We start from the raw sequence: 19,696 nt of genomic DNA, 5'->3' as shown, positions 1-19,696 counted from the left end.
AATGGCGATAAAGCAAACGAATAATCCTAAAGTTGATCTTGTTTATCGGAAAAGAAAAAGTGCGGAGGAAATGAAGCATCAAGTTATTACATTTGCATTAATGATTTTTTTAACATTAGTTGCATTTGCAGCGGTAGCATATCCGAAAACTTTTAGTCCGACTTTTTCAGTACCATTTATTTTACTATTAGCGGTGGTACAAGTAATTTTTCAATTGTATTATTTTATGCATATGAGTCATAAAGGACATGAAGCGGCAAGTTTCTTTCTTTATTCTGGTCTGTTGATCGGATTAATTACAATTTTAGCTTTTATGACAATTGTGTGGATTTGAAAAGTGAAGAATAAGGGAGCTTGTGTTGACACAGCTCCCTCTTCATATTATGTGAACGGATAACCTTAAGAAGGTAGGTGTGAAAATGAGTAACTTGTGGATATTTGGTTTTCAAGCGCTATGGAGTCCAATCTTTTTATTATTTATGCTTTCGATCCTCATTGGATATTTTTTAATTATTGGGCCGTATAGAATGCGATTTGAACATGCGGCAAAGGTAAGTAAGAAGCAAGTTTTTTATTTTACGACTGGAATTGTTCTTTTGTATTTTGTAAAGGGAGGGCCTATTGATTTAATTGGTCATATTATATTTAGTGCACATATGTTTGAAATGGCAGTTATGTATATTGCCGTTCCGCCTTTGTTGTTGCTTGGTATACCAGTTTGGTTATATCGTTATATTACTTCTTTTAAGTTCGTTCAAATTATATTAAAGATATTTGCTAAGCCACTTATTGCATTGTTTGTATTTAATGGCCTGTTTTCTTTTTATCATTTACCAGTTGTTTTTGATGCAGTAAAACAAAGTCAAATTGCTCATCCTATCTGTCTCGCTATATTGTTCTTTACGGCAATCATGATGTGGTGGCCGATGCTAAATCCATTACCAGAATATCAAACGTTAAGTGATATAAAGAAACTTGGTTATATGTTTGCTAACGGTATATTATTAACGCCAGCTTGTGCGTTAATTATTTTTGCAACGGCGCCGTTGTTTGCAACGTATACGGATCCGGTTGCTTGGATGAAGGCGATGGAACTATGTGTACCGGCGGGAACTTTATCTGATTTAAATATAACTGGACCAGAATTTTTACACTGGATGCCGATCGTACAAGACCAACAAACAGGCGGCATCATTATGAAAATTGTCCAGGAAATAGTGTACGGTACAATTATTGGTTATGTGTTCTTTCGATGGGCGCGTCGAGAGCGTGAAAAGGATAAAGAGCAGTTACAACAATTGCCGCCGTATTTACAAACGAAGTAAAAAAGTGTATGGGTTTCCATACACTTTTTTAGTTTTACTAAACTTTAATAGATTGAATTTTCTAATTATTTATGTTAAGTTAGTGTAGGCATGTACTAAAAGTGGATATAAGATTTACTACTAGCTTTAATGCATAATAATTCCATGTGTAGTACAAGTTTTTTAGAGAGTTACAAATTTATATTGTTATCTTTAATAAAACAAGGACTATTTTAAGGGGGAATTTAAATGGGTAGTAGTGGAAGTATGGTAAAGCCAATTAGTGGTTTTTTAGCAGCATTAATACAATATCCAGTACCGGTAGTAGAGTCACGTGCAGACATTGATAAACAAATTAAACAGATCATAAAAACAATTCATTCAACTAAAGCAGGGTATCCTGGATTGGAATTGATAGTATTTCCAGAATATAGTACGCAAGGGCTTAATACAAAAAAATGGACTACAGAAGAGTTTTTATGTACGGTCCCTGGGCCAGAAACAGACTTGTTTGCTGAGGCATGTAAAGAGTCTGAAGTATATGGTGTTTTTTCTATAATGGAAAGAAATCCTGATGGTGGAGAACCGTATAATACAGCAATAATTATTGATCCACAAGGTGAAATGATTTTGAAGTATCGTAAGCTGAATCCTTGGGTGCCAGTTGAACCTTGGAAGGCTGGAGATTTAGGTTTACCTGTTTGTGATGGGCCAGGAGGAAGTAAATTAGCTGTTTGTATTTGTCATGATGGTATGTTTCCTGAAGTAGCTCGTGAAGCAGCTTATAAAGGTGCAAATGTCTTGATTCGTATTTCTGGATATAGCACACAAGTTAGTGAACAATGGATGTTAACTAATCGTTCGAATGCATGGCAAAATTTAATGTATACATTGTCGGTGAACTTAGCCGGTTATGATGGTGTATTTTATTATTTTGGTGAAGGACAAGTATGTAATTTTGATGGGACTACTTTAGTGCAGGGACACCGAAATCCTTGGGAGATTGTTACTGCTGAAGTATATCCAGAGCTAGCAGATCAAGCTAGATTAGGATGGGGTCTCGAAAATAATATATATAATCTAGGTTCAAGGGGATATGTAGCGACTCCTGGTGGGGTGAAAGAAAACCCATATACGTTTGTAAAAGATTTAGCTGAAGGTAAATATAAGGTTCCTTGGGAAGATGAGATTAAAGTAAAGGATGGAACTATTTATGGATATCCAGTCAAAAAGACGATTCATTCTTAAGTAAGATAAATAGAACAAGCGCATCATATTGATGCGCTTGTTCTATTTACTCAATGATTTGGAATTCTTTTAACTCTTTTTCGATATTTTGTAGGAGTTGTTCGCTTTTTTGAATTACATTCGTTGGGAAAGTTTCACCATCACCATATTCAACGCCGTGAGGATAATAATGTTTACCTAATAAGGGAGAGAGTAGCTTTATTTCAGCATGTCTGCTGCCAATGTCACCTTCAACAGCTAAACCTTGTACACGTAAATAATAAACATCGTTTAATATTTCGAATTTATAATCGTATGTAACTCGTTCATAATCCCACTGTCCAGCAAGTACAAAATGGTTCTTTTCCATAATCTCTGTTAATAGTGTTAAATCAACGACTGCCCCATTAAATTTCGTATTTGTAAATTGCATAAAATACCTCCTTTTTTAATGTTACACCATTATTTTTATAATAGTATGAATAATAAGAAAGCGCAATTCATATTGAGAGAAAAGGGATAATCCAGACTTTTTTTGCGAAAATATGATATAGTGAAAAGAGTACGGTACACACAAAAAAAGGAAAGAAAAGGATTTGTGTATATCTCAATTTTATGTTTTTTGCAGGAGGTATATCGATTGAAGAAATTATTGCGTATCGTAATGATTACAATTTTAATTTTAGCTGTTGATTTATACGGGAAATTACTCGTTTCACAATATATATTAACCCCATCTCAATCAAAGCAAGAAAATAAAATTGTGAAAAAGAAAAAACAAGTAAATGAAGACTCTTCTGATACGGTTTTAAATATGATTGGTGGGGACTCTGAAAATTTATTAGCAAAATGGGGCGAACCTTCTCGAATAGAACCATCTGCTTACGGATATGAATGGTGGGTATACAATCAAGATTTAGCTCAGTATGTTCAATTTGGGGTTGCTGAACGTAAAATTGTAACGGCGTATGTCGCTGGTGAGCAAGTTAAGGTGCCACCTTATTATATAAATGAAAAGTATGAAGATGTGTATAAAAAGAATCCACTTTCTCATGAGATTTCGTTAAAAAGAGGAAAGAATAGTTATCAATTTGAGTTATCTGATACCGAAGTGATGGAACAACCATTAGTACCAGTAGAAGATGGTTGGGCACAATTATATTTTGATCATTTTACGCATGAGCTTGTCGGTGTTCGTTATATGGATGACGAAACGTTATTGCGTCAAAGACCGTATCAGCTCGTTTATTCGGGTGAATTATTAGCAGAACAACCATTAACTCCAGATAAAATGAAACAAATAGAGAATGGGAATATGCAACAAATTTTTGATTTAACAAATATTATTCGAAGTCGTCATAATTTACCGTTATTAGCGTGGGACCAACAAACGGCAGAGGTGGCAATCGGTCATAGTAAAGATATGAAGGATAATAATTACTTTTCACACGATTCACCTACATTAGGTACGTTAGGAGATCGTTTACAGCGCGGGAAAGTAGGATTTCAACTTGCCGGTGAGAACATAGCGGCGCAACATAGTGATGGGGTTGCGGCATTGCAAGGTTGGTTAAATAGTGAGGGACATCGAAAAAATTTATTGAATGAACAATTTACAGGATTAGGTGTTGGCGTATACGATAAGTTTTATACACAAAACTTTATTCGGAAATAAAATGAAACTGTAAATTGTGGATGGGAATCTTCCCCTATGCAAATAGTAGGATAAAAAGGTGCATGAATCGTCTAAAAATAGGCGAACCATGCGCCTTTTTTTTCTTATTATATAGTAGATATACATGAAGAGGTGAGGATTATGCCGACAACAAAAGGACCGTTACATCCATCGGTTCAACAGTTTAAAGAGTTTGTAAACCATCACCCTAAAATGCTTCATGAAGTTCGAAGTGGTCATAAAACTTGGCAACAGTTTTATGAGGAATGGTACTTACTTGGTGAAGAAGATCCAATATGGGCAACTTTTAGACCGGATGGAGCGCCTGCTTTTTCTTCGGTAAAAGAAAAGAAAAAAGAAAATGGAAAAGAAAAGGATACTCGAACTGAAGAGGAAAAAACTGCTGATGTGATGGGACAAATGCTTTCTTTCTTTAAAAAGTTAGACGTGGAACAAATGCAACATCATTTAGCCAATGTGACGAGTGCTATTGGGAGTGTGCAACAAGTTTTTCAACAATTTCAAGGAAAACGCACGCAGCAAGAAGAGAGTACTTCCGAAAATAATCCATTTTTCTTTCAGAAGGATTAGGAGGAAAGCGGATGAGAGCAGAAATTATGGAGTTTATAAAGGCTGATGAGGATTTATCTCGCTATATTAGGGAGCAACCTTACTGGTATAGAAAACTAACGCGAAACCCTGAAGAAAAAGAGGCATTTGAGTTAGCAGCTATGCAACATTTCAAAAAAACGATACCAGATAAAGTTGAGAAATTTCAAAATCAATTGGCAGTTGCTTCCATTATGATTGATATGTTTCAGTATATGAAGCAGCAAAATGCAACATAATTGGAAGGGAAAACTATGTCCGTCATGCAGAACTTTTGATACAATAGAAGCGGATTATTTAAAAAGGAGTTGCAGCATGAGCATGACGGAAATTTGTTTAGTACGACATGGACAAACTGATTGGAATTTTCAAGAGATTATTCAGGGACGTGAAGATATTCCGCTTAATGAAGTGGGGAAGAAGCAAGCGAGTCAAAGTGCAGCTGCTTTGCAAGCGGAGGCATGGGATATAATTATAAGTAGCCCATTAATTAGAGCGCAAGAAACAGCTAAGGAAATTGCAGAGGCAACTGGATTACAATCAATTTTATTAGATGAGCGATTTGTTGAACGTAATTTTGGTGAAGCTTCTGGGAAGCCAGTTGCGACTGTTAGGGAATTAATTGCAGAAGGTAAAGTAGAAGGTATGGAGCAAGATGAAGAAATTGTAGCTCGTTGTTTTGCTGCGGTAAAAGATGTTGCAGAAACTCATTCTGGCAAACGTATTATTATTGTAGCCCATTCTCATGCGATAAAAGCAATTTTACATGCAATTGCTCCGGAAGATATTTCGTTTAAAACACCGTTAAAAAACGCATGTATTAGTTATGTGAATGAAAATAGTGGGAAGTGGGATGTTGTTAAATACAACATCGCGGAACATATTAATGTATAAATGTGTACTGAAATTATTAAAAAATAGTTAGAATGATATCTTTCTGTTTAGTGAGACACTTCAATTAGTAGTTCTATTCTAAATGTGGTATGATAAATACTCGGAGGTGTCTCTCATGATTGTAGCGACGCTAGAAAGCGTATTAATATTAGATAAGGCAGAGCAGCTTGCAAAAGCGATCATCTGTTCAGATATAGCAGAAGATTACCGTAAATGTTATAAAGACTTGCATGAAGATATGGAAGTTCAGACGTTAATTCAGCAATTTACAGCGATGAAAGAACGATATGAGGAAGTGCAACGTTTCGGTAAATATCATCCTGACTATACTTTCGTTTCGACGAAAATGAGGGAATTGAAGCGTTCTGTAGATTTACATGATAAGATTGCAGCTTTTAAACGAGTAGAAACGGCTTTACAAAAGTTGTTAGATGAAGTTAGTGTAGCAATCGGTTCTGAGGTGTCCTCTTCCATCAAAGTTCCAACAGGAAATCCATTTTTTGATGCTGGTGGCTGTGGTGGCGGTTGTGGTACCGGCGGAGGTTGCGGTTGTAAAAAAACGGGGTAAATCACCCCGTTTTTTAGAAGGTAGAAGAAAACGTATACAGAGTTTGTCCTGTAATGTCATAAATTTCTGATTGGTTTTCATAAAATATAAAATATATGTTTTTAAAAGGAGAAGATGGAGAAGATTATGTTCGGGCAACGACAAAGTATGATTGTTTATTTACATTCATTGAAACATGCCAAGATTTTAAGAAAATATGGTAACATACATTACATATCAAAACGTTTAAAATATGCAGTAGTATATTGTGATATGGAACAAATTGAGCATATGATGCAAAAGTTGAACAAACTTCCTTTTGTGAAAAAGATAGAACAGTCGTACCGCCCGTATTTAAAAACGGAATTTGAAAATTCACGTCCTGATCGGGCAAAAGAATACGATTATAGCTAATAGAAAAAATCCCCTGCTAATTTTAACAGGGGATTTTTTATTTGAAATAACACATTATTTCATTGGAGGAATAAAATTATTCATTCGTAAAATACCAATTAAATGATTGAAAAACAGTTCTTTTTCTGGGAAAGTTGTGGATGGTTTTACCGTAAAGGTAGTCACTTTTTTTCCAAGTTGTTCTGCCGTTTCTTCAAATAAAATGACGCGTTTACTTTTTTTATTTTCAAGTACAGGAATGCCTTCACGACATATGTATAATGGTTGGAAATCACCAGTAGTAGTTGGTTTTAATATTACAACAAGTGAGCACACTTTTTTTTCGTTTTTAATTGTTTCAAATTGTAACATATGTGTTATACGTTCTTGATTTGCTTTGGCAATTTCAAGTAATTCATATAAATCAGAGTAGCCCTCTCCGAGTTCTATAAAGCGTTGAATCATATCTTTTCCTCCTCTTTCTTTTACTGTACCATCTCACTTTTTAAATGAAAAGTAGACAAAGAAAAAAAACCCTGCAAAGCAGGGCCCTTCTTATACTAGCATGTACTAGTAAGAAGGCAAAGGGAGAGGAGAAACCGGAGGAAGAACTTATGGGGAAACGTAAGTCTTCTCCGCGGTTGGCAACAACATCGAAGGTGATGTTGTTATAGTTATTTATGTCCAATCTAAATGAAGATATACATGATGAAATTAAATTTTATGTTGGGCTTTTTATTTTTCTTTTTTTTATTTTATGATAGGATAAAAAAGATAAAGTGAAACGAATAGTTCGTGTTAGCGAATGGTGAGATGAATACATAAAAATGCAGAGCGGTTATTTTAAGCTAAGTTCTTCTAGTCTTCGTTGGAAGATGAATGGAATCGTAAAGTTTGGTAGCGGTTACCGAATGGAGAAGGGCTTTCTATAATTGCTCTATAGATTGAAATAAAGGTAGTGACAACAGATGAGAGTAGTTTCAGGAAAATGTAAAGGACACCCACTTAAAGCGGTGCCAGGTAATACAACACGTCCAACGACTGATAAAGTAAAAGAATCCATTTTTAATATGATAGGCCCTTATTTTGATGGGGGTGTCGCTCTTGATTTATTTGGTGGTAGCGGTGGTCTTGGAATCGAAGCTATAAGTAGAGGGATTGATAAAGCGATTTTTGTTGATCGAGACAATAAAGCGATAAAGGTAATCCATCAAAATTTAGAAAGTTGTAGAATACAGGAACAAGCTGAAGTATATCGGAATGATGCAGAACGTGCGATAAAAGCACTTATAAAACGTGAAATATCATTTGATCTTATATTAATTGATCCTCCATATAAAGATCAAAAAATTGTATCTTTAATTAGTGTAATGGATCAACATGGATTGCTACATAACGATGGTTTAATTATGGCGGAGCATGGTAATGATGTAGTTTTACCTGAGGCTATAGGAAGACTTGTAAAAGTGCGAGCTGAAAATTATGGCATTACAGCGATATCGATTTATAAGTATGAAGGTGAGGGGACGGAATGACAAGTATAGCTATTTCTTCGGGAAGTTTTGATCCAATTACCCTTGGGCATCTGGATATTATTAAAAGGGGAGCAAAAGTATTTGACGAGGTATACGTAGTAGTTTTAAACAACTCGTCAAAAAAACCGTTCTTTTCAGTGGAAGAGCGTTTAGATTTAATTCGAGAAGCAACAAAGGATATTCCTAATGTCAAAGTAGATTCACATAGTGGACTATTAGTTGAGTATGCAAAAATGCGTAATGCGAACGCGATTTTACGTGGATTACGCGCAGTTTCTGATTTTGAATATGAGATGCAAATTACTTCTATGAATCGAAAGTTAGATGAAAACATTGAAACCTTTTTTATTATGACAAACAATCAATACTCATTTTTAAGCTCGAGCATTGTGAAAGAAGTTGCGAGATATGGAGGAAGTGTAGTAGATCTTGTACCTCCTGTTGTAGAACGTGCTTTAAAAGAAAAGTTTCAAACCCCGTTAAAGTGAACGGGGTTTTTCTTTGTTGCTCCGAAAAAATAATAAGATGACATATACATATAAGCAAAATAATGTAAATATCGGTCCGTAGTGTATAAAAGATGTCCAAAATTCATGCAGAATAGAAGAATGATTCGATAAAAAGACAGGGATATCTTTTTGCATAGGTGAGAAAGAGCTTACTTTTTCATAAAATGGTTTCCAAAATATAAAAGTAAAAATAGGGGCAAGAATACTTTGGATAATTCGTGCGAAAAAATAGGGCTTAAATCTAATGTCTGTTTCAGCTAATATGCTAGCGACTTGTGCCTGAATAGAAAGGCCGCTAAATGCTAAAATAAAGCTTGTTACCATAGCTTGCTGCAGGAGGGGTGTTTCAGTTATTTGACTAATCATTTGGCTTCCAAGTGTCATTTCAAACATGCCAGATAATATTGGGATACTAAATTCAGTAGTTAGTTGGAAGAATGATAAAATATGTTGCATAATAAAAGAAAGGGCTGCTGTAATATGAAATACAGTAATCATTTTATTTAAAACAGAGAATAAAATAATAAATCCACCAATCATAAGTAGCGTTTGAATAGAAGAAACGATAGCGTCCCCAAGTAATTTTCCTATTGGTCTTTTTTCTTGCATACGTGTCTCGTGTAGAATTGAAAAAGGGTTTTGAAAAGGGTGTTTTTTAGTAACATGTTTATCATGCGTGGAACTGTTGTTATTGCCATAAAAACGCATCAGTAACCCGACAGCAAAATTACTTACATAATGTGCAGCAGCTAATACGATTCCTAATTTCGGATTATTGAAAAAACCGATAGAAACAGCGCCAAAAATAAAAAGTGGATTGGATGAGTTTGTAAAAGATACGAGGCGCTCTGCTTCAATTTGTGTTAGCTGATTGCTTTTGCGCAGTCTAGCGCTTAATTTGGCGCCAGCGGGAAAGCCTGAAGCCATTCCCATTGCCCAAACAAATCCGCCTATTCCTGGAACGCGGAAAAGTGGTCGCATAAGTGGTTCTAATATAACGCCTATAAATTTTACAACACCAATACTAATGAGAAGTTCGGCAATGATGAAAAACGGTAAAAGTGAAGGGAATACAACTTCCCACCATATATTTAACCCTCGAATGGAAGCTTGTAAAGCAGCTTGGGGGTGGAGTACAAGAGAAAAGGTTAAAAAAAGTGTTGATATGGTAAGGAAAGCCGTTTTCCATTTTTCATACATGTAAGTAAATCCCCCTTTGTCCCAAAAAACGTTCATTTCAGTATACGTGGATACGTAGTGAATTTAGACCATAAGTATGAAAAAGGAACGAAAAAAATTAAAGGGTGAGAAAAGTGAAAGAACCGAAAATTGGCTTAGCTCTTGGATCTGGGGGCGCAAAAGGTTTTGCTCATATTGGTGTTATAAAGGTTTTAAGGGAAAATGATATACCGATTCATATGATTGCAGGAAGTAGTATGGGGGCTTTAGTAGGTACATTTTATGCGGCTAGTTCAAACGTTGAAAGACTGTATAAACTGGCAAATGTTTTTAAGAGGAAATATTATTTAGATTTTACGGTTCCGAAAATGGGATTTATTTCTGGAAAACGTGTCAAAGATATGATTAAAATGTTTACATATAATAAAAATTTAGAAGAATTAGATATCCCGACGGCTGTTGTGGCTACTGATATCTTAAAGGGGGAAAAAGTAGTTTTTACAAGTGGTCCAGTTGCAGAGGCGGTGAGAGCAAGTATTTCTGTACCTGGAGTGTTTGTGCCAGAGAAAATAGATGGACGATTATTGGTAGATGGCGGAGTAATTGATCGCATCCCAGTATCGGTTGTGAAAGAGTTAGGTGCCGATATTGTCATTGCTGTTGATGTATCCCCGATTAAAGTAAATGGAGAGGTTACGTCTATTTATGATGTAATTATGCAGAGTATTGAAATTATGCAACATGAGCTTGTGATAAATCGGCAAATTGCATCTGATTTAATGATGCGACCAGCTGTAGAACAATTTAGTTCCCGGGCTTTTACAAACATTGAAGACATTATTCGAGTTGGAGAGGTAGAAGCGGAAAAGCATGTTGCAAATATTCATTTATTAATTGAGCAGTGGAAGGAGAAACATAATGTTTAAGCGTTTTCGGTTTATATATGCAATTTTAATAGGGGTTATATTGGCAATGTTACTTGTTTATGTACGCCTGCCGTATTATGTAACGAAACCAGGAATGGCTGCCAAATTAGAGCCTTACGTTCAAGTTGAAGGGGGAACAAAAGAATCAGGTGATTTTATGCTTGTTACGGTTTCAATGGGACCGGCAAATGTAGTGAATTTAATAGCGGCACAGTTTAATAAATATACACATATTTCAAAAGCGGAAGAAATATTGCAAAAAGGTGAAAGTGATGAAGAATATCAATTTCGCCAAAATTATGCGATGAAAGATTCGCAAAATGCAGCGATTTATAATGCTTATAAACGTGCAAATCGTACTGTTTCTTTTGAAAATAAAGGTGTGTTGGTTGCTGGTGTAGCGAAAGGGATGCCTTCAGAAGGAAAGCTTAAACTTGGAGATGTTATCATTGCCGTCGACGGAAAAACATTTGAAAAGACAGAACAATTTATTGAATATATGACAGGGAAAAAAGAAGGAGATACAGTAAATATTGAGTACAAGAGGGATGGGAAACAGTTAAAAGAAAATTTAAATGTAAAGACTATTCCGAATGGAAATGGACGTGTTGGTATAGGTGTTTCTATCGTTACGGAAAGAGAATTAGTGGTAGATCCGAAAGTGAAAATTGACTCTCATGAAATAGGCGGACCATCGGCAGGCCTAATGTTTACATTAGAAATATATAATCAACTGGTGGAAGATGATTTAACAAGAGGGCATGAAATAGCTGGAACAGGGACGATCAATGAAAAGGGAGAAGTTGGCCCGATTGGCGGTATTCAGCAAAAAGTGGTTGCTGCAAGTGATGCTGGTGCTGAAGTGTTCTTTGCACCAAATGAAAAAGGTGCAGAGAAATCGAATTATAAAGATGCACTTGAGGCTGCGAAAGATATTAAAACGAAAATGAAAGTTGTGCCAGTTGATACGTTGGATGATGCATTAATGTATTTGGAAAAAATGGGCAATAAATAAAAAAATCTCTCTTTTTCAGAGAGATTTTTTTATAGGAATTTTGCAGTTGTTTCATCGTAACGAATTGGGTGATGTGTTGCATCTTGTTTTAGTAGTTGTGTTCGTAATGGTTCTTGTATGATGGAGAAATATACAGAATTGGCTTTTCGATCTATGTGTAAAGTAGGATGGTCAAATGTTTTTGTATGGGTAAGGATTGGAAGCTCTATTTTTTTCTTGTTTTTTGAAAGGTACGTTTGTCCTTTTTGTGACATGCCTAATAGACGAATGTATGGTGCATGTTGCTCTATATTTGCGCAATGTATTTCTTCTTTTGTTGTATTTGTTAAAATATGTGTACAAGCTCTTTGTAATCTAGTCCACGTATAACGTTTCGTTTTTAACGCTTCCATGAATGAATGGAAGGAGGAACTGGTTTGTATTTTTGATAAAATACGATGCTCTAAACCTTCCTCAATTTCATATATATGTCGTAAGTCTTCTGGAGACATTGTCATAAGTTTGTATTTAAAAAATGAAAAGTATTGTTCCCAATTATGTAATGTCCCGTAGTTTTGTTTATAACTCGCTAAAAGAGAAGCAGTCGCTTTTGGGATGAAAGGCTCAATTTCTGTAAAGGAACTATTTTCACTAAAAAGTTGTTTGCGAATACTTGTTGCGCTTGCAATATGTTGGTCGTTAAATGTTTCATCATGATAATGAGATGCGAATCTTTTTATCGTTTGTGCTTGCATAGAACTATTTTGCATTAGAATTGCTTTTATGTATTGGAAGCCTAAAATGTTATTTGGTTGTGACATGTCTATATTTTTTTCAGAAGATAAAATGTGTAGGAAAGCTTCAGATGTAGCTTTTGCGTAACTATTACCTGCGTTCATAAATTGCTTTACAAGACGATTAAAAGTCTCTTCTTCATTTTTCTGCACAGAGATGGTGTTATAAAAATTTTCGATTTGTCCATCTTCACTGCCGAAACAAATTTCAGAAACGTGTAGGGCGTTTAATATAGAAATAGCGCCATTTGCAAAGGTTTCGGCCTTTTGCGTTGAAAAGGCATAAGGAAGATCTACAACAAGGTCTACACCGCATGCTAAGGCCATTTTGGTACGATACCATTTGGATACGAGTGCTGGCTCACCACGTTGTAAAAAAGGGCCACTCATAACAGCGATTGTAATATCAGAGTGTGTTAACTTTTTTGTTTGTTGCACATGATAAGCATGACCGTTATGAAAAGGGTTATATTCAACAACAATACCACTGGCTTTTATGGTAATCTCTCCTTTCGATGTAGCATCTTTTTGAAAAACGTGATACTCTATATATTATTTACTATGATGACTTCATTATAGTGTAAAGAAAAAACATTGACAAATATAAAATGGCTAGCTATAATTTTGTTTGTTGCCTTGAGGTGATATGATATGAAATGGTCCATCCATCAATTGAATAAATTGAGAAATAAAGGATTGACATTGGATGAGATGGTAGATGTAAGTGAGCTAAAAGAGGTCGAGAAAGATATTCGTGAAATTAATCCTGTTCACGTAACAGGAAGAGTTGATTTTGGCTCCGGTAAGTTTACGTTCCATCTACATATAACTGGAAGCATGGTTTTACCATGTTCTCGCTCTTTAGTAGATGTGACATTACCATTTGACATTAAAACAACTGAGGTGTTCCAAACTTCACAAGAAGAATTTGAAACTGAAGCTGAAATTCATTGTTTAGAAGGAGAAGTACTTGACTTACTGCCCGTAATCAAGGAAAATATACTTTTGGAGATTCCAATGCAAATTTTCAGTGATGATGTTTCTGGTGGAGCACCGACGCAAGGTCAAGACTGGCAAGTGATTTCGGAAGAAGACAAAGAAAAGCCTGTTGATCCAAGATTGGCAGGACTTGCAAAGTTTTTTGACAAATAATCGGAAGACTGGTTCAGGCCTTCATATGAAAATAACTATTTCTTTTAAGGAGGTGGGAAGAATGGCTGTACCTTTTAGAAGAACTTCTAAAACAGTAAAAAGAAAGCGTCGTACGCATTTCAAATTATCAGTACCTGGTATGGTAGAGTGCCCAAGCTGTGGTGAAGCGAAATTAGCTCACCGTGTATGTAAAGCATGCGGTACTTACAAAGGTAAAGAAGTAATCAGCAAGTAATTGCGGGAAAATAAACGTAGAAGATATCTTCTACGTTTATTTTTTTTTGTCTTATTCTTCATTTGTTGTATTCTATCTTTTCTAGTAACTGCATATGTTTAATAAAAAATGCATAGGGAGGACTAGAGAGATGGCGACAACAAGACAAGATGCTTGGACTGATGATGAAGATTTGCTTCTGGCAGAAGTAGTACTCCGGCATATTCGAGAAGGTGGAACGCAATTATCTGCCTTTAAAGAAGTGGGAAGACATTTATCTCGTACACCAGCAGCATGTGGCTTTAGATGGAATTCTTACGTTAGAAAGCAATACAAAGAACGTATTGAAGAAGCGAAGCAACTGCGTAAAGTGGAAAATTATGAAGTGAAAGAGACGAAGGTATTAGAACCTACGTCAATTACATTGAATGATGTTATTGATTTCTTGCAAAATTATAAAGATGAAAACTCTTTAGTGGTGTTGCAACAGCAAATTGAATCGTTACAAACAGAGAAGGAGAGCCTGTTGGAGCGATTATCAGTATATGAGGAAGAATATAGAACATTGCTTGATTATATCGATCAAAAAAGAAGTGTAATGGTAGCGGAAAGAAATAGCGCTCGTTCGAATGGGAAATTAGAGAAGTTAAAGAAATAAAAAAACAGCTGCTATGTAGCTGTTTTTTTATTTCTTATGCAGACTCTTCATTTGTAACCGCATTCAAATTTGTTTCTGGGTGCCAAACGTAAAAATCACCATCAGGTACTGACACAGGTTGGAAATTTAATTTATCCCAAAAACCAGCTGAATGGATACGTGCGATCGTTTTAATTGGGAACTGCAGTCCCTTCGCATAATTTACAAGCATTTCTCCGAATCCTTGTTTTTGGAAAGTTGGTAATACTTCAAGTTTATAAAGTTCTAGGTAAGTACCTGTAATTTCGAATGGTTCCCCGCCGTTCCTTTTCATGTATAGACTCATACGTGCAATGAGTGATCCACCGTAATAAATACCGTAAAATGGAGATTCACTATTGTTTTCAATAATGTTTGCTTGTAATTCTTCTAACATGGATAGTTCTTGAGCTCCGCAGCCTTTAAATTTTTTAAACTCGTCTAATGTTTTATAATTGATGAGCAAGCGCTCAACTTTTGGGAATCCCATAACATCACATCCTTTTTGTCTCATTGAATGCAGAAAAGTGAAAATATTTATAATAATATTATAACTCATTTTTTTATTTTTATGAAGATGATAGTGTATTTCTTTTATTATTTTTTTGAGGATTTGCTAAACTAAGAGTAGAAGTATAGTAATAAGTAGTATATACATATTGAAAGAAGAGGTGGCATTTGATCATCTTTAGTTAATTATGATTCCGTATGAATCGGGGGTTCGCGGAATAAAAGAGGAGGGGAAAAAGGGACTTATGTATCGTGTTCAAATGAGTTCCTTGTGTGAAAATGAAAATTGGAGTTGTGGGACCAGGAGCTATTGGTCTATTGTATACATTTTATTTACAAAAAAGTAATCAAGATGTTACGTTGTTTACAAGGACAGCTAAGCAGGCTGACGAATTAAATATAACGGGTGTAACTTGTATTAGGGAGGGGAAACGTGAAACGGTATTCCCGCCAGTATTACCAATAGAAAGCATGCTAGACCAGCAGCTAGATTATATATTTATTGCTGTTAAGCAATATCATATAACTGACATACTACCTTTTGTGCGAGGGAAATCCTCAGTAGTCTTTTTGCAAAACGGAATGTCACACCTTCATGCTATGCAGAAAATAGAGAATGAAAATATTGCAGTTGGAATTGTAGAGCATGGTGCGAAAAAAGAAGAAAGACATACCGTTTATCATACAGGGATAGGTGTAACGAAGTTTGGAATCGTGCGCGGTCGGTCTATACATTTTGAAAAAATATTTAATTGCTTTCCTTTTCCGCATTTTCCAATTCGAATAGAAGATAATTGGAAGGATGTTATGCACAAAAAATTAGTAGTGAATGTATGTATCAATCCATTGACGGCATTATTACAGGTCAAGAACGGAGAATTGATCACGAACCCGTTTTTTTATCAGATGATGGAGCAAGTATTCAAGGAAGTCGTTTTTCTCGTTAAAGAAGAAAAAGAAATGGTATGGGAAATGGTACGTCATGTATGTGAAAGAACATCTCATAATACATCATCTATGCTGGCAGATGTAAGGGCGAATAGACAAACAGAGATTGGTGCGATTGTTGGATATGTATTAGAAGAAGCTAAGAAACAGCAACGATCCGTTCCGACACTTCAATTTTTGTTCGATGCAATAAAAGGGTTAGAAGTAAAAGTATAAGTGTAATTCTTTGCTTTTACGTGAAACATTGACTACAATGTGGATTGGTGAGAGAACAGGATACGAAAGGAAGAATTATATGGAGATAAAAGAAATCTCTGTTCCGCAACAAGGTGTTGTAGCGGACTATATGAACGGTAAAAAAGAGATACAGTCGTGTTTTGATTATATGTTAACAGAAGATGCTTTTAAACAGCGTGTACAAGATTTGCGTGAGAGGGAGTTTTTCCGCCAAGATTTAGTAGCGCATTTATTAGAATATAATACAAAATTACAAGCGGGAGAAGCTACAATTCAAAATGTAAAAGCGCTTGAAGATGAAGATACATATGTTGTTATAGCTGGACAACAAGCTGGGTTATTAACTGGGCCACTTTATACGATTCATAAAATTATTTCAGTTTTACAGCTTGCGAAGGAAAAGGAAGAAAGTTTAGGCGTTAAAGTTGTTCCTGTTTTCTGGATTGCTGGTGAAGACCATGATATGGATGAAATTAATCATACTTTTGTAACGAAGAATAAAAAAATAAAAAAGACCATTTTTCATGATCGTAATCCGAAAAAGGCGAGTGCTTCAGAGTCTGAGCTTTCTTTGGAAGACTGTAGAAAGTGGATTGAAGAAATTTTTAAAACATACCCTGAAACGAATTTTACAAAGGATGTACTGCGATTTATTGATGATTCTTTACGGAAATCGAATACGTATGTAGATTTCTTTGGTCACCTTATTATGAAAATGTTCATGAATTCTGGTTTAATTCTTGTCGATTCGCATCATCCTGAATTAAGAAAATTAGAAGTGCCGTTTTTTAAACAAATTGTAAGTAAGTATAAAGAAGTGCAAGAGGGGCTTCATAACCAACAGGAAGTAATTAAAGAATTAGGATATAAGCCAATTATTGAAACAAAGTCTAATGCAGTACATATATTTATGGAAATTGATAATGAGCGAGTGTTGCTTGAAGACAATCAAGGGAAGTTTGTTGGGAAAGATGGGACGTATTCCTTTTCATATGAGGAATTGATTGAAGAGATGGAAAGAAGCCCAGAGCGCTTTAGTAATAATGTTGTAACGCGCCCTCTTATGCAAGAGTATGTATTTCCTACGTTGGCGTTTATTGGAGGTCCAGGGGAATTAGCTTACTGGAGTGAATTACAACAAGTCTTCCATACTATCGGCTTCCGAATGCCTCCTGTCGTTCCTCGTATTACAATTACTTATATTGAGAGGGATATAGCGACAGATTTACACGATTTACAATTGCAAGAGAGTGACCCGTTTTTGAATAACGTAGATAAGTTGCGTGAAAACTGGCTATCTAATCAAATAGAGGAACCGATAGATGAACGATTTGTAGAGGCGAAAAAAGAAATAATTGATATTCATAAGTCATTACAACAGTTTGTGAAGAAAATAGATCCTGGATTAAGTTCGTTTGCAGGGAAAAACGAATTCAAAATTAATGAACAAATTGAACTGTTGGAAAGAATGTTGAAAAGAAATGTTGAGAAAAAACATGAAGTGGAACTAAATAAATTCCGTCGTATACAATTTGCACTACGCCCATTGGGAGCGCCACAAGAGCGTGTGTGGAATGTATGTTACTATTTAAATCAGTTCGGTTTAGATTTCGTTGATCGTGTAATGGAAAAACCGTTCTCTTGGAATGGAAAACATCACGTTATAAAACTATAGAATCTTGCTCTTAGGAGCAGGATTTTATTTTTATTCCGTTGAATTTACTGTGAAGTGAAATTTTTCTGAATTATTAATTTTAAAAGAGCTAATATCGTAATTATGCAGGATACTTAAATATATGACAAAATAGCACAAAATGTAAACGTATTATTATCTTTTTCGACAGTTTTTTATTTAAATTCCCGCAAAAGATGATAAAATTTAGTATATAATAAAAGAAAATGGCGATTTGTATAGTATGCTGCCTTTGTAGGCAAGTTAAATGAGTCGTTCTTTCATAGTATTTCGTTCTCTAGTCGTGAAATATGCGTTTAGAGGAGGAGATACATTCAACATAATTAATTGGAAAAAGAGTAGGTGCAACAATGTTTAATCACGTAACAGTGCTTTTGAAGGAAACAGTAGATGGCTTAGATATAAAGCCAGGTGGTACATATGTAGATTGTACACTGGGGGGAGGAGGACATAGTTCTTATTTATTATCCCAATTAACTGAAGGCGGAAGATTAATCGCGTTTGATCAAGATGAGATAGCAATTCAAAATGCGAAAGAAAAATTCTCTTCATACGGTGAGCAGTTCATAACAGTAAGGAGTAATTTCCGTTACCTATCTGAAAAACTACAGGAATTAGGTATAACAGAAGTAGACGGTATTTTATTTGATTTAGGTGTTTCATCCCCGCAATTAGATACACCAGAGCGTGGCTTTAGTTACCATCATGATGCACCGTTAGATATGCGAATGGATCAAGATGCCCCATTAACAGCCTATGATGTTGTAAATAGTTGGTCATATGAACAACTTGTAAGAATTTTCTTCCAGTATGGCGAAGAGAAATTTTCAAAACAAATAGCAAGAAAAATTGAAGCGTATCGTGAGAATAAAGCTATTGAAACGACAGGGGAATTAGTAGAACTAATTAAAGAGGGTATTCCAGACTCCTGCTCGTAGAACGGGTGGACATCCTGCGAAGCGAGTGTTCCAAGCGATCCGTATTGCGGTAAATGATGAATTGAAAGTATTTGAAGAAGCGTTGGAATCTGCAATTGAGATGGTTAAGCCAGGCGGAAGAGTTAGCGTTATAACATTCCATTCTTTAGAAGACCGTATTTGTAAAACGACGTTTAAGCGAAATAGTACAACGCCACAATTGCCACCAGGATTACCAATTATTCCTGATGAATTTAAGCCGAAATTAAAGCTTATTACAAGAAAACCGATTTTACCTTCTGATATAGAGTTAGAAGAAAATAATCGAGCGCGTTCTGCGAAATTGAGAATCGCTGAAAAACGATAAAAAGGGGAGAGAGGTATGAGTAACTTAGCTGTAAAGTACAAGCAACAAGCGCAAGAAGAGGTTCAGATTCAAACGCCCCCACAGCAGATGGTTCAACCAAAAGCTAAAGCGAAGATTACAAGAATCGAAAAACTGTTGTATGTAGCGTTTATTGGCTTTTTATTGTATGCCTGTGTAGCGTTTATTGGAAATAAAGCAGGCCTTTATCAAGTTAATGTAGAAGCTGCGACAATAGAACAAAAAATTGTACAGCAGCAAAAAGAAAATCAAGAGTTACAGGCTGAAGTAGAGAAGTTAAGTCGTTATGAACGAATCGCTGAAGTTGCAAAAAAACACGGGCTAGAAATTAATGCGAATAATGTGAAAGGCCTCAAATAAGGCAATAGGTGTGAAGGG

Annotated in this window: 24 protein-coding genes and 1 pseudogene; 20 read left to right on the top strand and 5 right to left on the bottom strand. The window is 35.5% G+C overall.

Going from position 1 to position 19,696, the window contains the following annotated elements:
• Window position 1 precedes the first annotated feature (1 nt).
• The 3 genes from ctaF (at window position 2) to ACTT1L_RS06210 (ending at window position 2,552) form a co-directional block, all read left to right on the top strand.
• Window positions 2–334, top strand: coding sequence for a cytochrome c oxidase subunit IVB (ctaF, locus tag ACTT1L_RS06220; protein WP_000985699.1), 333 nt, complete (start codon window positions 2–4; stop codon window positions 332–334).
• An 85-nt stretch (window positions 335–419) separates the two neighbouring features.
• The gene (gene ctaG / locus ACTT1L_RS06215) at window positions 420–1,325 is read left to right on the top strand and encodes a cytochrome c oxidase assembly factor CtaG (protein ID WP_442821830.1); all 906 of its coding nucleotides are present in this window, start codon (window positions 420–422) and stop codon (window positions 1,323–1,325) included.
• 228 nt (window positions 1,326–1,553) lie between these two features.
• Window positions 1,554–2,552, top strand: coding sequence for a formamidase (locus ACTT1L_RS06210; protein ID WP_000535781.1), 999 nt, complete (start codon window positions 1,554–1,556; stop codon window positions 2,550–2,552).
• A gap of 46 nt (window positions 2,553–2,598) precedes the next feature.
• Here ACTT1L_RS06210 and ACTT1L_RS06205 read toward each other — a convergent pair whose 3' ends face one another.
• Window positions 2,599–2,964: a YugN family protein gene (locus ACTT1L_RS06205; protein ID WP_001160941.1), complete on the bottom strand. Its 366-nt coding sequence runs from the start codon at window positions 2,962–2,964 to the stop codon at window positions 2,599–2,601.
• 207 nt (window positions 2,965–3,171) lie between these two features.
• Between ACTT1L_RS06205 and ACTT1L_RS06200 the strand changes: the two genes are divergently transcribed.
• From ACTT1L_RS06200 to ACTT1L_RS06175, 6 genes are all read left to right on the top strand, one after another.
• Window positions 3,172–4,206: a CAP domain-containing protein gene (locus ACTT1L_RS06200; protein ID WP_000735391.1), complete on the top strand. Its 1,035-nt coding sequence runs from the start codon at window positions 3,172–3,174 to the stop codon at window positions 4,204–4,206.
• 141 nt (window positions 4,207–4,347) lie between these two features.
• Entirely contained in the window at window positions 4,348–4,797 is a 450-nt protein-coding gene (locus tag ACTT1L_RS06195; RefSeq protein WP_001143326.1) for a YlbD family protein, read from the top strand.
• 11 nt (window positions 4,798–4,808) lie between these two features.
• On the top strand, window positions 4,809–5,054 hold the full coding sequence (locus ACTT1L_RS06190) for a YlbE-like family protein (RefSeq protein ID WP_001200990.1): 246 nt from the start codon (window positions 4,809–4,811) through the stop codon (window positions 5,052–5,054).
• 82 nt (window positions 5,055–5,136) lie between these two features.
• Window positions 5,137–5,709 (top strand): histidine phosphatase family protein, encoded by a 573-nt coding sequence (locus tag ACTT1L_RS06185; RefSeq protein WP_001998138.1) that lies wholly within the window; start codon window positions 5,137–5,139, stop codon window positions 5,707–5,709.
• A gap of 115 nt (window positions 5,710–5,824) precedes the next feature.
• Window positions 5,825–6,277 (top strand): YlbF family regulator, encoded by a 453-nt coding sequence (locus tag ACTT1L_RS06180; protein WP_000634351.1) that lies wholly within the window; start codon window positions 5,825–5,827, stop codon window positions 6,275–6,277.
• Between the two features lie 126 nt (window positions 6,278–6,403).
• Window positions 6,404–6,670 carry a YlbG family protein gene (locus tag ACTT1L_RS06175; RefSeq protein WP_002080814.1) on the top strand — a complete coding sequence of 89 codons (267 nt, stop codon included), beginning with the start codon at window positions 6,404–6,406 and terminating at the stop codon, window positions 6,668–6,670.
• Between the two features lie 54 nt (window positions 6,671–6,724).
• Here ACTT1L_RS06175 and ACTT1L_RS06170 read toward each other — a convergent pair whose 3' ends face one another.
• Window positions 6,725–7,114, bottom strand: a complete 390-nt coding sequence (locus ACTT1L_RS06170; protein ID WP_000616011.1) for a DUF7147 family protein — start codon at window positions 7,112–7,114, stop codon at window positions 6,725–6,727.
• 503 nt (window positions 7,115–7,617) lie between these two features.
• Between ACTT1L_RS06170 and rsmD the strand changes: the two genes are divergently transcribed.
• Both rsmD and coaD read left to right on the top strand, forming a co-directional pair.
• Window positions 7,618–8,184, top strand: a complete 567-nt coding sequence (rsmD, locus tag ACTT1L_RS06165; protein ID WP_001266987.1) for a 16S rRNA (guanine(966)-N(2))-methyltransferase RsmD — start codon at window positions 7,618–7,620, stop codon at window positions 8,182–8,184.
• Entirely contained in the window at window positions 8,181–8,672 is a 492-nt protein-coding gene (gene coaD / locus ACTT1L_RS06160) for a pantetheine-phosphate adenylyltransferase (protein WP_000200598.1), read from the top strand. The genes rsmD and coaD overlap by 4 nt, the downstream gene beginning before the upstream one ends.
• Here the strand turns inward: coaD and ylbJ are convergent.
• The gene (gene ylbJ / locus ACTT1L_RS06155) at window positions 8,664–9,893 is read right to left on the bottom strand and encodes a sporulation integral membrane protein YlbJ (protein WP_000273104.1); all 1,230 of its coding nucleotides are present in this window, start codon (window positions 9,891–9,893) and stop codon (window positions 8,664–8,666) included. The two genes, coaD and ylbJ, sit on opposite strands and share 9 nt — an antisense overlap.
• A 113-nt stretch (window positions 9,894–10,006) precedes the next feature.
• On the opposite strand from ylbJ, the gene ACTT1L_RS06150 reads away from it, so the two are divergent.
• Window positions 10,007–10,798: a patatin-like phospholipase family protein gene (locus ACTT1L_RS06150; protein ID WP_000662598.1), complete on the top strand. Its 792-nt coding sequence runs from the start codon at window positions 10,007–10,009 to the stop codon at window positions 10,796–10,798.
• Entirely contained in the window at window positions 10,791–11,813 is a 1,023-nt protein-coding gene (locus ACTT1L_RS06145) for a SepM family pheromone-processing serine protease (RefSeq protein WP_000476307.1), read from the top strand. Before ACTT1L_RS06150 ends, ACTT1L_RS06145 begins: the two co-directional genes overlap by 8 nt.
• A gap of 29 nt (window positions 11,814–11,842) precedes the next feature.
• Here the strand turns inward: ACTT1L_RS06145 and ACTT1L_RS06140 are convergent, their stop codons facing one another.
• Window positions 11,843–13,084 carry a nucleotidyltransferase gene (locus tag ACTT1L_RS06140; protein WP_169823862.1) on the bottom strand — a complete coding sequence of 414 codons (1,242 nt, stop codon included), beginning with the start codon at window positions 13,082–13,084 and terminating at the stop codon, window positions 11,843–11,845.
• Between the two features lie 153 nt (window positions 13,085–13,237).
• On the opposite strand from ACTT1L_RS06140, the gene ACTT1L_RS06135 reads away from it, so the two are divergent.
• From ACTT1L_RS06135 to ACTT1L_RS06125, 3 genes are all read left to right on the top strand, one after another.
• Window positions 13,238–13,738 (top strand): YceD family protein, encoded by a 501-nt coding sequence (locus tag ACTT1L_RS06135; protein WP_000872145.1) that lies wholly within the window; start codon window positions 13,238–13,240, stop codon window positions 13,736–13,738.
• A 61-nt stretch (window positions 13,739–13,799) separates the two neighbouring features.
• Complete coding sequence (gene rpmF / locus ACTT1L_RS06130; RefSeq protein ID WP_001984764.1) at window positions 13,800–13,973, top strand: 50S ribosomal protein L32; 174 nt, start codon at window positions 13,800–13,802, stop codon at window positions 13,971–13,973.
• A 130-nt stretch (window positions 13,974–14,103) separates the two neighbouring features.
• Complete coding sequence (locus tag ACTT1L_RS06125; RefSeq protein ID WP_000246478.1) at window positions 14,104–14,610, top strand: RsfA family transcriptional regulator; 507 nt, start codon at window positions 14,104–14,106, stop codon at window positions 14,608–14,610.
• 34 nt (window positions 14,611–14,644) lie between these two features.
• On the opposite strand, the gene ACTT1L_RS06120 is transcribed toward ACTT1L_RS06125, so the two are convergent.
• Window positions 14,645–15,118 (bottom strand): N-acetyltransferase, encoded by a 474-nt coding sequence (locus tag ACTT1L_RS06120; RefSeq protein WP_000506707.1) that lies wholly within the window; start codon window positions 15,116–15,118, stop codon window positions 14,645–14,647.
• A gap of 293 nt (window positions 15,119–15,411) precedes the next feature.
• Between ACTT1L_RS06120 and panE the strand changes: the two genes are divergently transcribed.
• From panE to ftsL, 4 genes and pseudogenes are all read left to right on the top strand, one after another.
• Window positions 15,412–16,302, top strand: a complete 891-nt coding sequence (gene panE / locus ACTT1L_RS06115; protein ID WP_000782392.1) for a 2-dehydropantoate 2-reductase — start codon at window positions 15,412–15,414, stop codon at window positions 16,300–16,302.
• A gap of 79 nt (window positions 16,303–16,381) precedes the next feature.
• On the top strand, window positions 16,382–17,998 hold the full coding sequence (bshC, locus tag ACTT1L_RS06110) for a bacillithiol biosynthesis cysteine-adding enzyme BshC (protein WP_000403052.1): 1,617 nt from the start codon (window positions 16,382–16,384) through the stop codon (window positions 17,996–17,998).
• A gap of 368 nt (window positions 17,999–18,366) precedes the next feature.
• Window positions 18,367–19,300, top strand: a pseudogene (gene rsmH, locus ACTT1L_RS06105) (16S rRNA (cytosine(1402)-N(4))-methyltransferase RsmH).
• A gap of 15 nt (window positions 19,301–19,315) precedes the next feature.
• Window positions 19,316–19,678, top strand: coding sequence for a cell division protein FtsL (ftsL, locus tag ACTT1L_RS06100; RefSeq protein ID WP_000067081.1), 363 nt, complete (start codon window positions 19,316–19,318; stop codon window positions 19,676–19,678).
• The last annotated feature ends 18 nt before the right edge of the window (window positions 19,679–19,696 follow it).

Origin of the sequence: Bacillus sp. FH (assembly GCF_052216825.1) — a bacterium.
GTDB classification, from domain to species: domain Bacteria; phylum Bacillota; class Bacilli; order Bacillales; family Bacillaceae_G; genus Bacillus_A; species Bacillus_A paranthracis.
Note: the sequence above shows the minus strand (reverse complement) of the source record. Positions and strands in the feature narration are given on the sequence as shown.

Bases quoted from the DNA above. Each gene is read 5' to 3' on its own strand.
- ctaF (WP_000985699.1), top strand. From the start codon at position 2: ATGGCGATAAAGCAAACGAATAATCCTAAAGTTGATCTTGTTTATCGG.
- ctaG (WP_442821830.1), top strand. From the start codon at position 420: ATGAGTAACTTGTGGATATTTGGTTTTCAAGCGCTATGGAGTCCAATC.
- ACTT1L_RS06210 (WP_000535781.1), top strand. From the start codon at position 1,554: ATGGGTAGTAGTGGAAGTATGGTAAAGCCAATTAGTGGTTTTTTAGCA.
- ACTT1L_RS06205 (WP_001160941.1), bottom strand. From the start codon at position 2,964: ATGCAATTTACAAATACGAAATTTAATGGGGCAGTCGTTGATTTAACA.
- ACTT1L_RS06195 (WP_001143326.1), top strand. From the start codon at position 4,348: ATGCCGACAACAAAAGGACCGTTACATCCATCGGTTCAACAGTTTAAA.
- ACTT1L_RS06190 (WP_001200990.1), top strand. From the start codon at position 4,809: ATGAGAGCAGAAATTATGGAGTTTATAAAGGCTGATGAGGATTTATCT.
- ACTT1L_RS06185 (WP_001998138.1), top strand. From the start codon at position 5,137: ATGACGGAAATTTGTTTAGTACGACATGGACAAACTGATTGGAATTTT.
- ACTT1L_RS06180 (WP_000634351.1), top strand. From the start codon at position 5,825: ATGATTGTAGCGACGCTAGAAAGCGTATTAATATTAGATAAGGCAGAG.
- ACTT1L_RS06175 (WP_002080814.1), top strand. From the start codon at position 6,404: ATGTTCGGGCAACGACAAAGTATGATTGTTTATTTACATTCATTGAAA.
- ACTT1L_RS06170 (WP_000616011.1), bottom strand. From the start codon at position 7,114: ATGATTCAACGCTTTATAGAACTCGGAGAGGGCTACTCTGATTTATAT.
- rsmD (WP_001266987.1), top strand. From the start codon at position 7,618: ATGAGAGTAGTTTCAGGAAAATGTAAAGGACACCCACTTAAAGCGGTG.
- coaD (WP_000200598.1), top strand. From the start codon at position 8,181: ATGACAAGTATAGCTATTTCTTCGGGAAGTTTTGATCCAATTACCCTT.
- ylbJ (WP_000273104.1), bottom strand. From the start codon at position 9,893: ATGTATGAAAAATGGAAAACGGCTTTCCTTACCATATCAACACTTTTT.
- ACTT1L_RS06145 (WP_000476307.1), top strand. From the start codon at position 10,791: ATGTTTAAGCGTTTTCGGTTTATATATGCAATTTTAATAGGGGTTATA.
- ACTT1L_RS06135 (WP_000872145.1), top strand. From the start codon at position 13,238: ATGAAATGGTCCATCCATCAATTGAATAAATTGAGAAATAAAGGATTG.
- rpmF (WP_001984764.1), top strand. From the start codon at position 13,800: ATGGCTGTACCTTTTAGAAGAACTTCTAAAACAGTAAAAAGAAAGCGT.
- ACTT1L_RS06125 (WP_000246478.1), top strand. From the start codon at position 14,104: ATGGCGACAACAAGACAAGATGCTTGGACTGATGATGAAGATTTGCTT.
- ACTT1L_RS06120 (WP_000506707.1), bottom strand. From the start codon at position 15,118: ATGGGATTCCCAAAAGTTGAGCGCTTGCTCATCAATTATAAAACATTA.
- bshC (WP_000403052.1), top strand. From the start codon at position 16,382: ATGGAGATAAAAGAAATCTCTGTTCCGCAACAAGGTGTTGTAGCGGAC.
- ftsL (WP_000067081.1), top strand. From the start codon at position 19,316: ATGAGTAACTTAGCTGTAAAGTACAAGCAACAAGCGCAAGAAGAGGTT.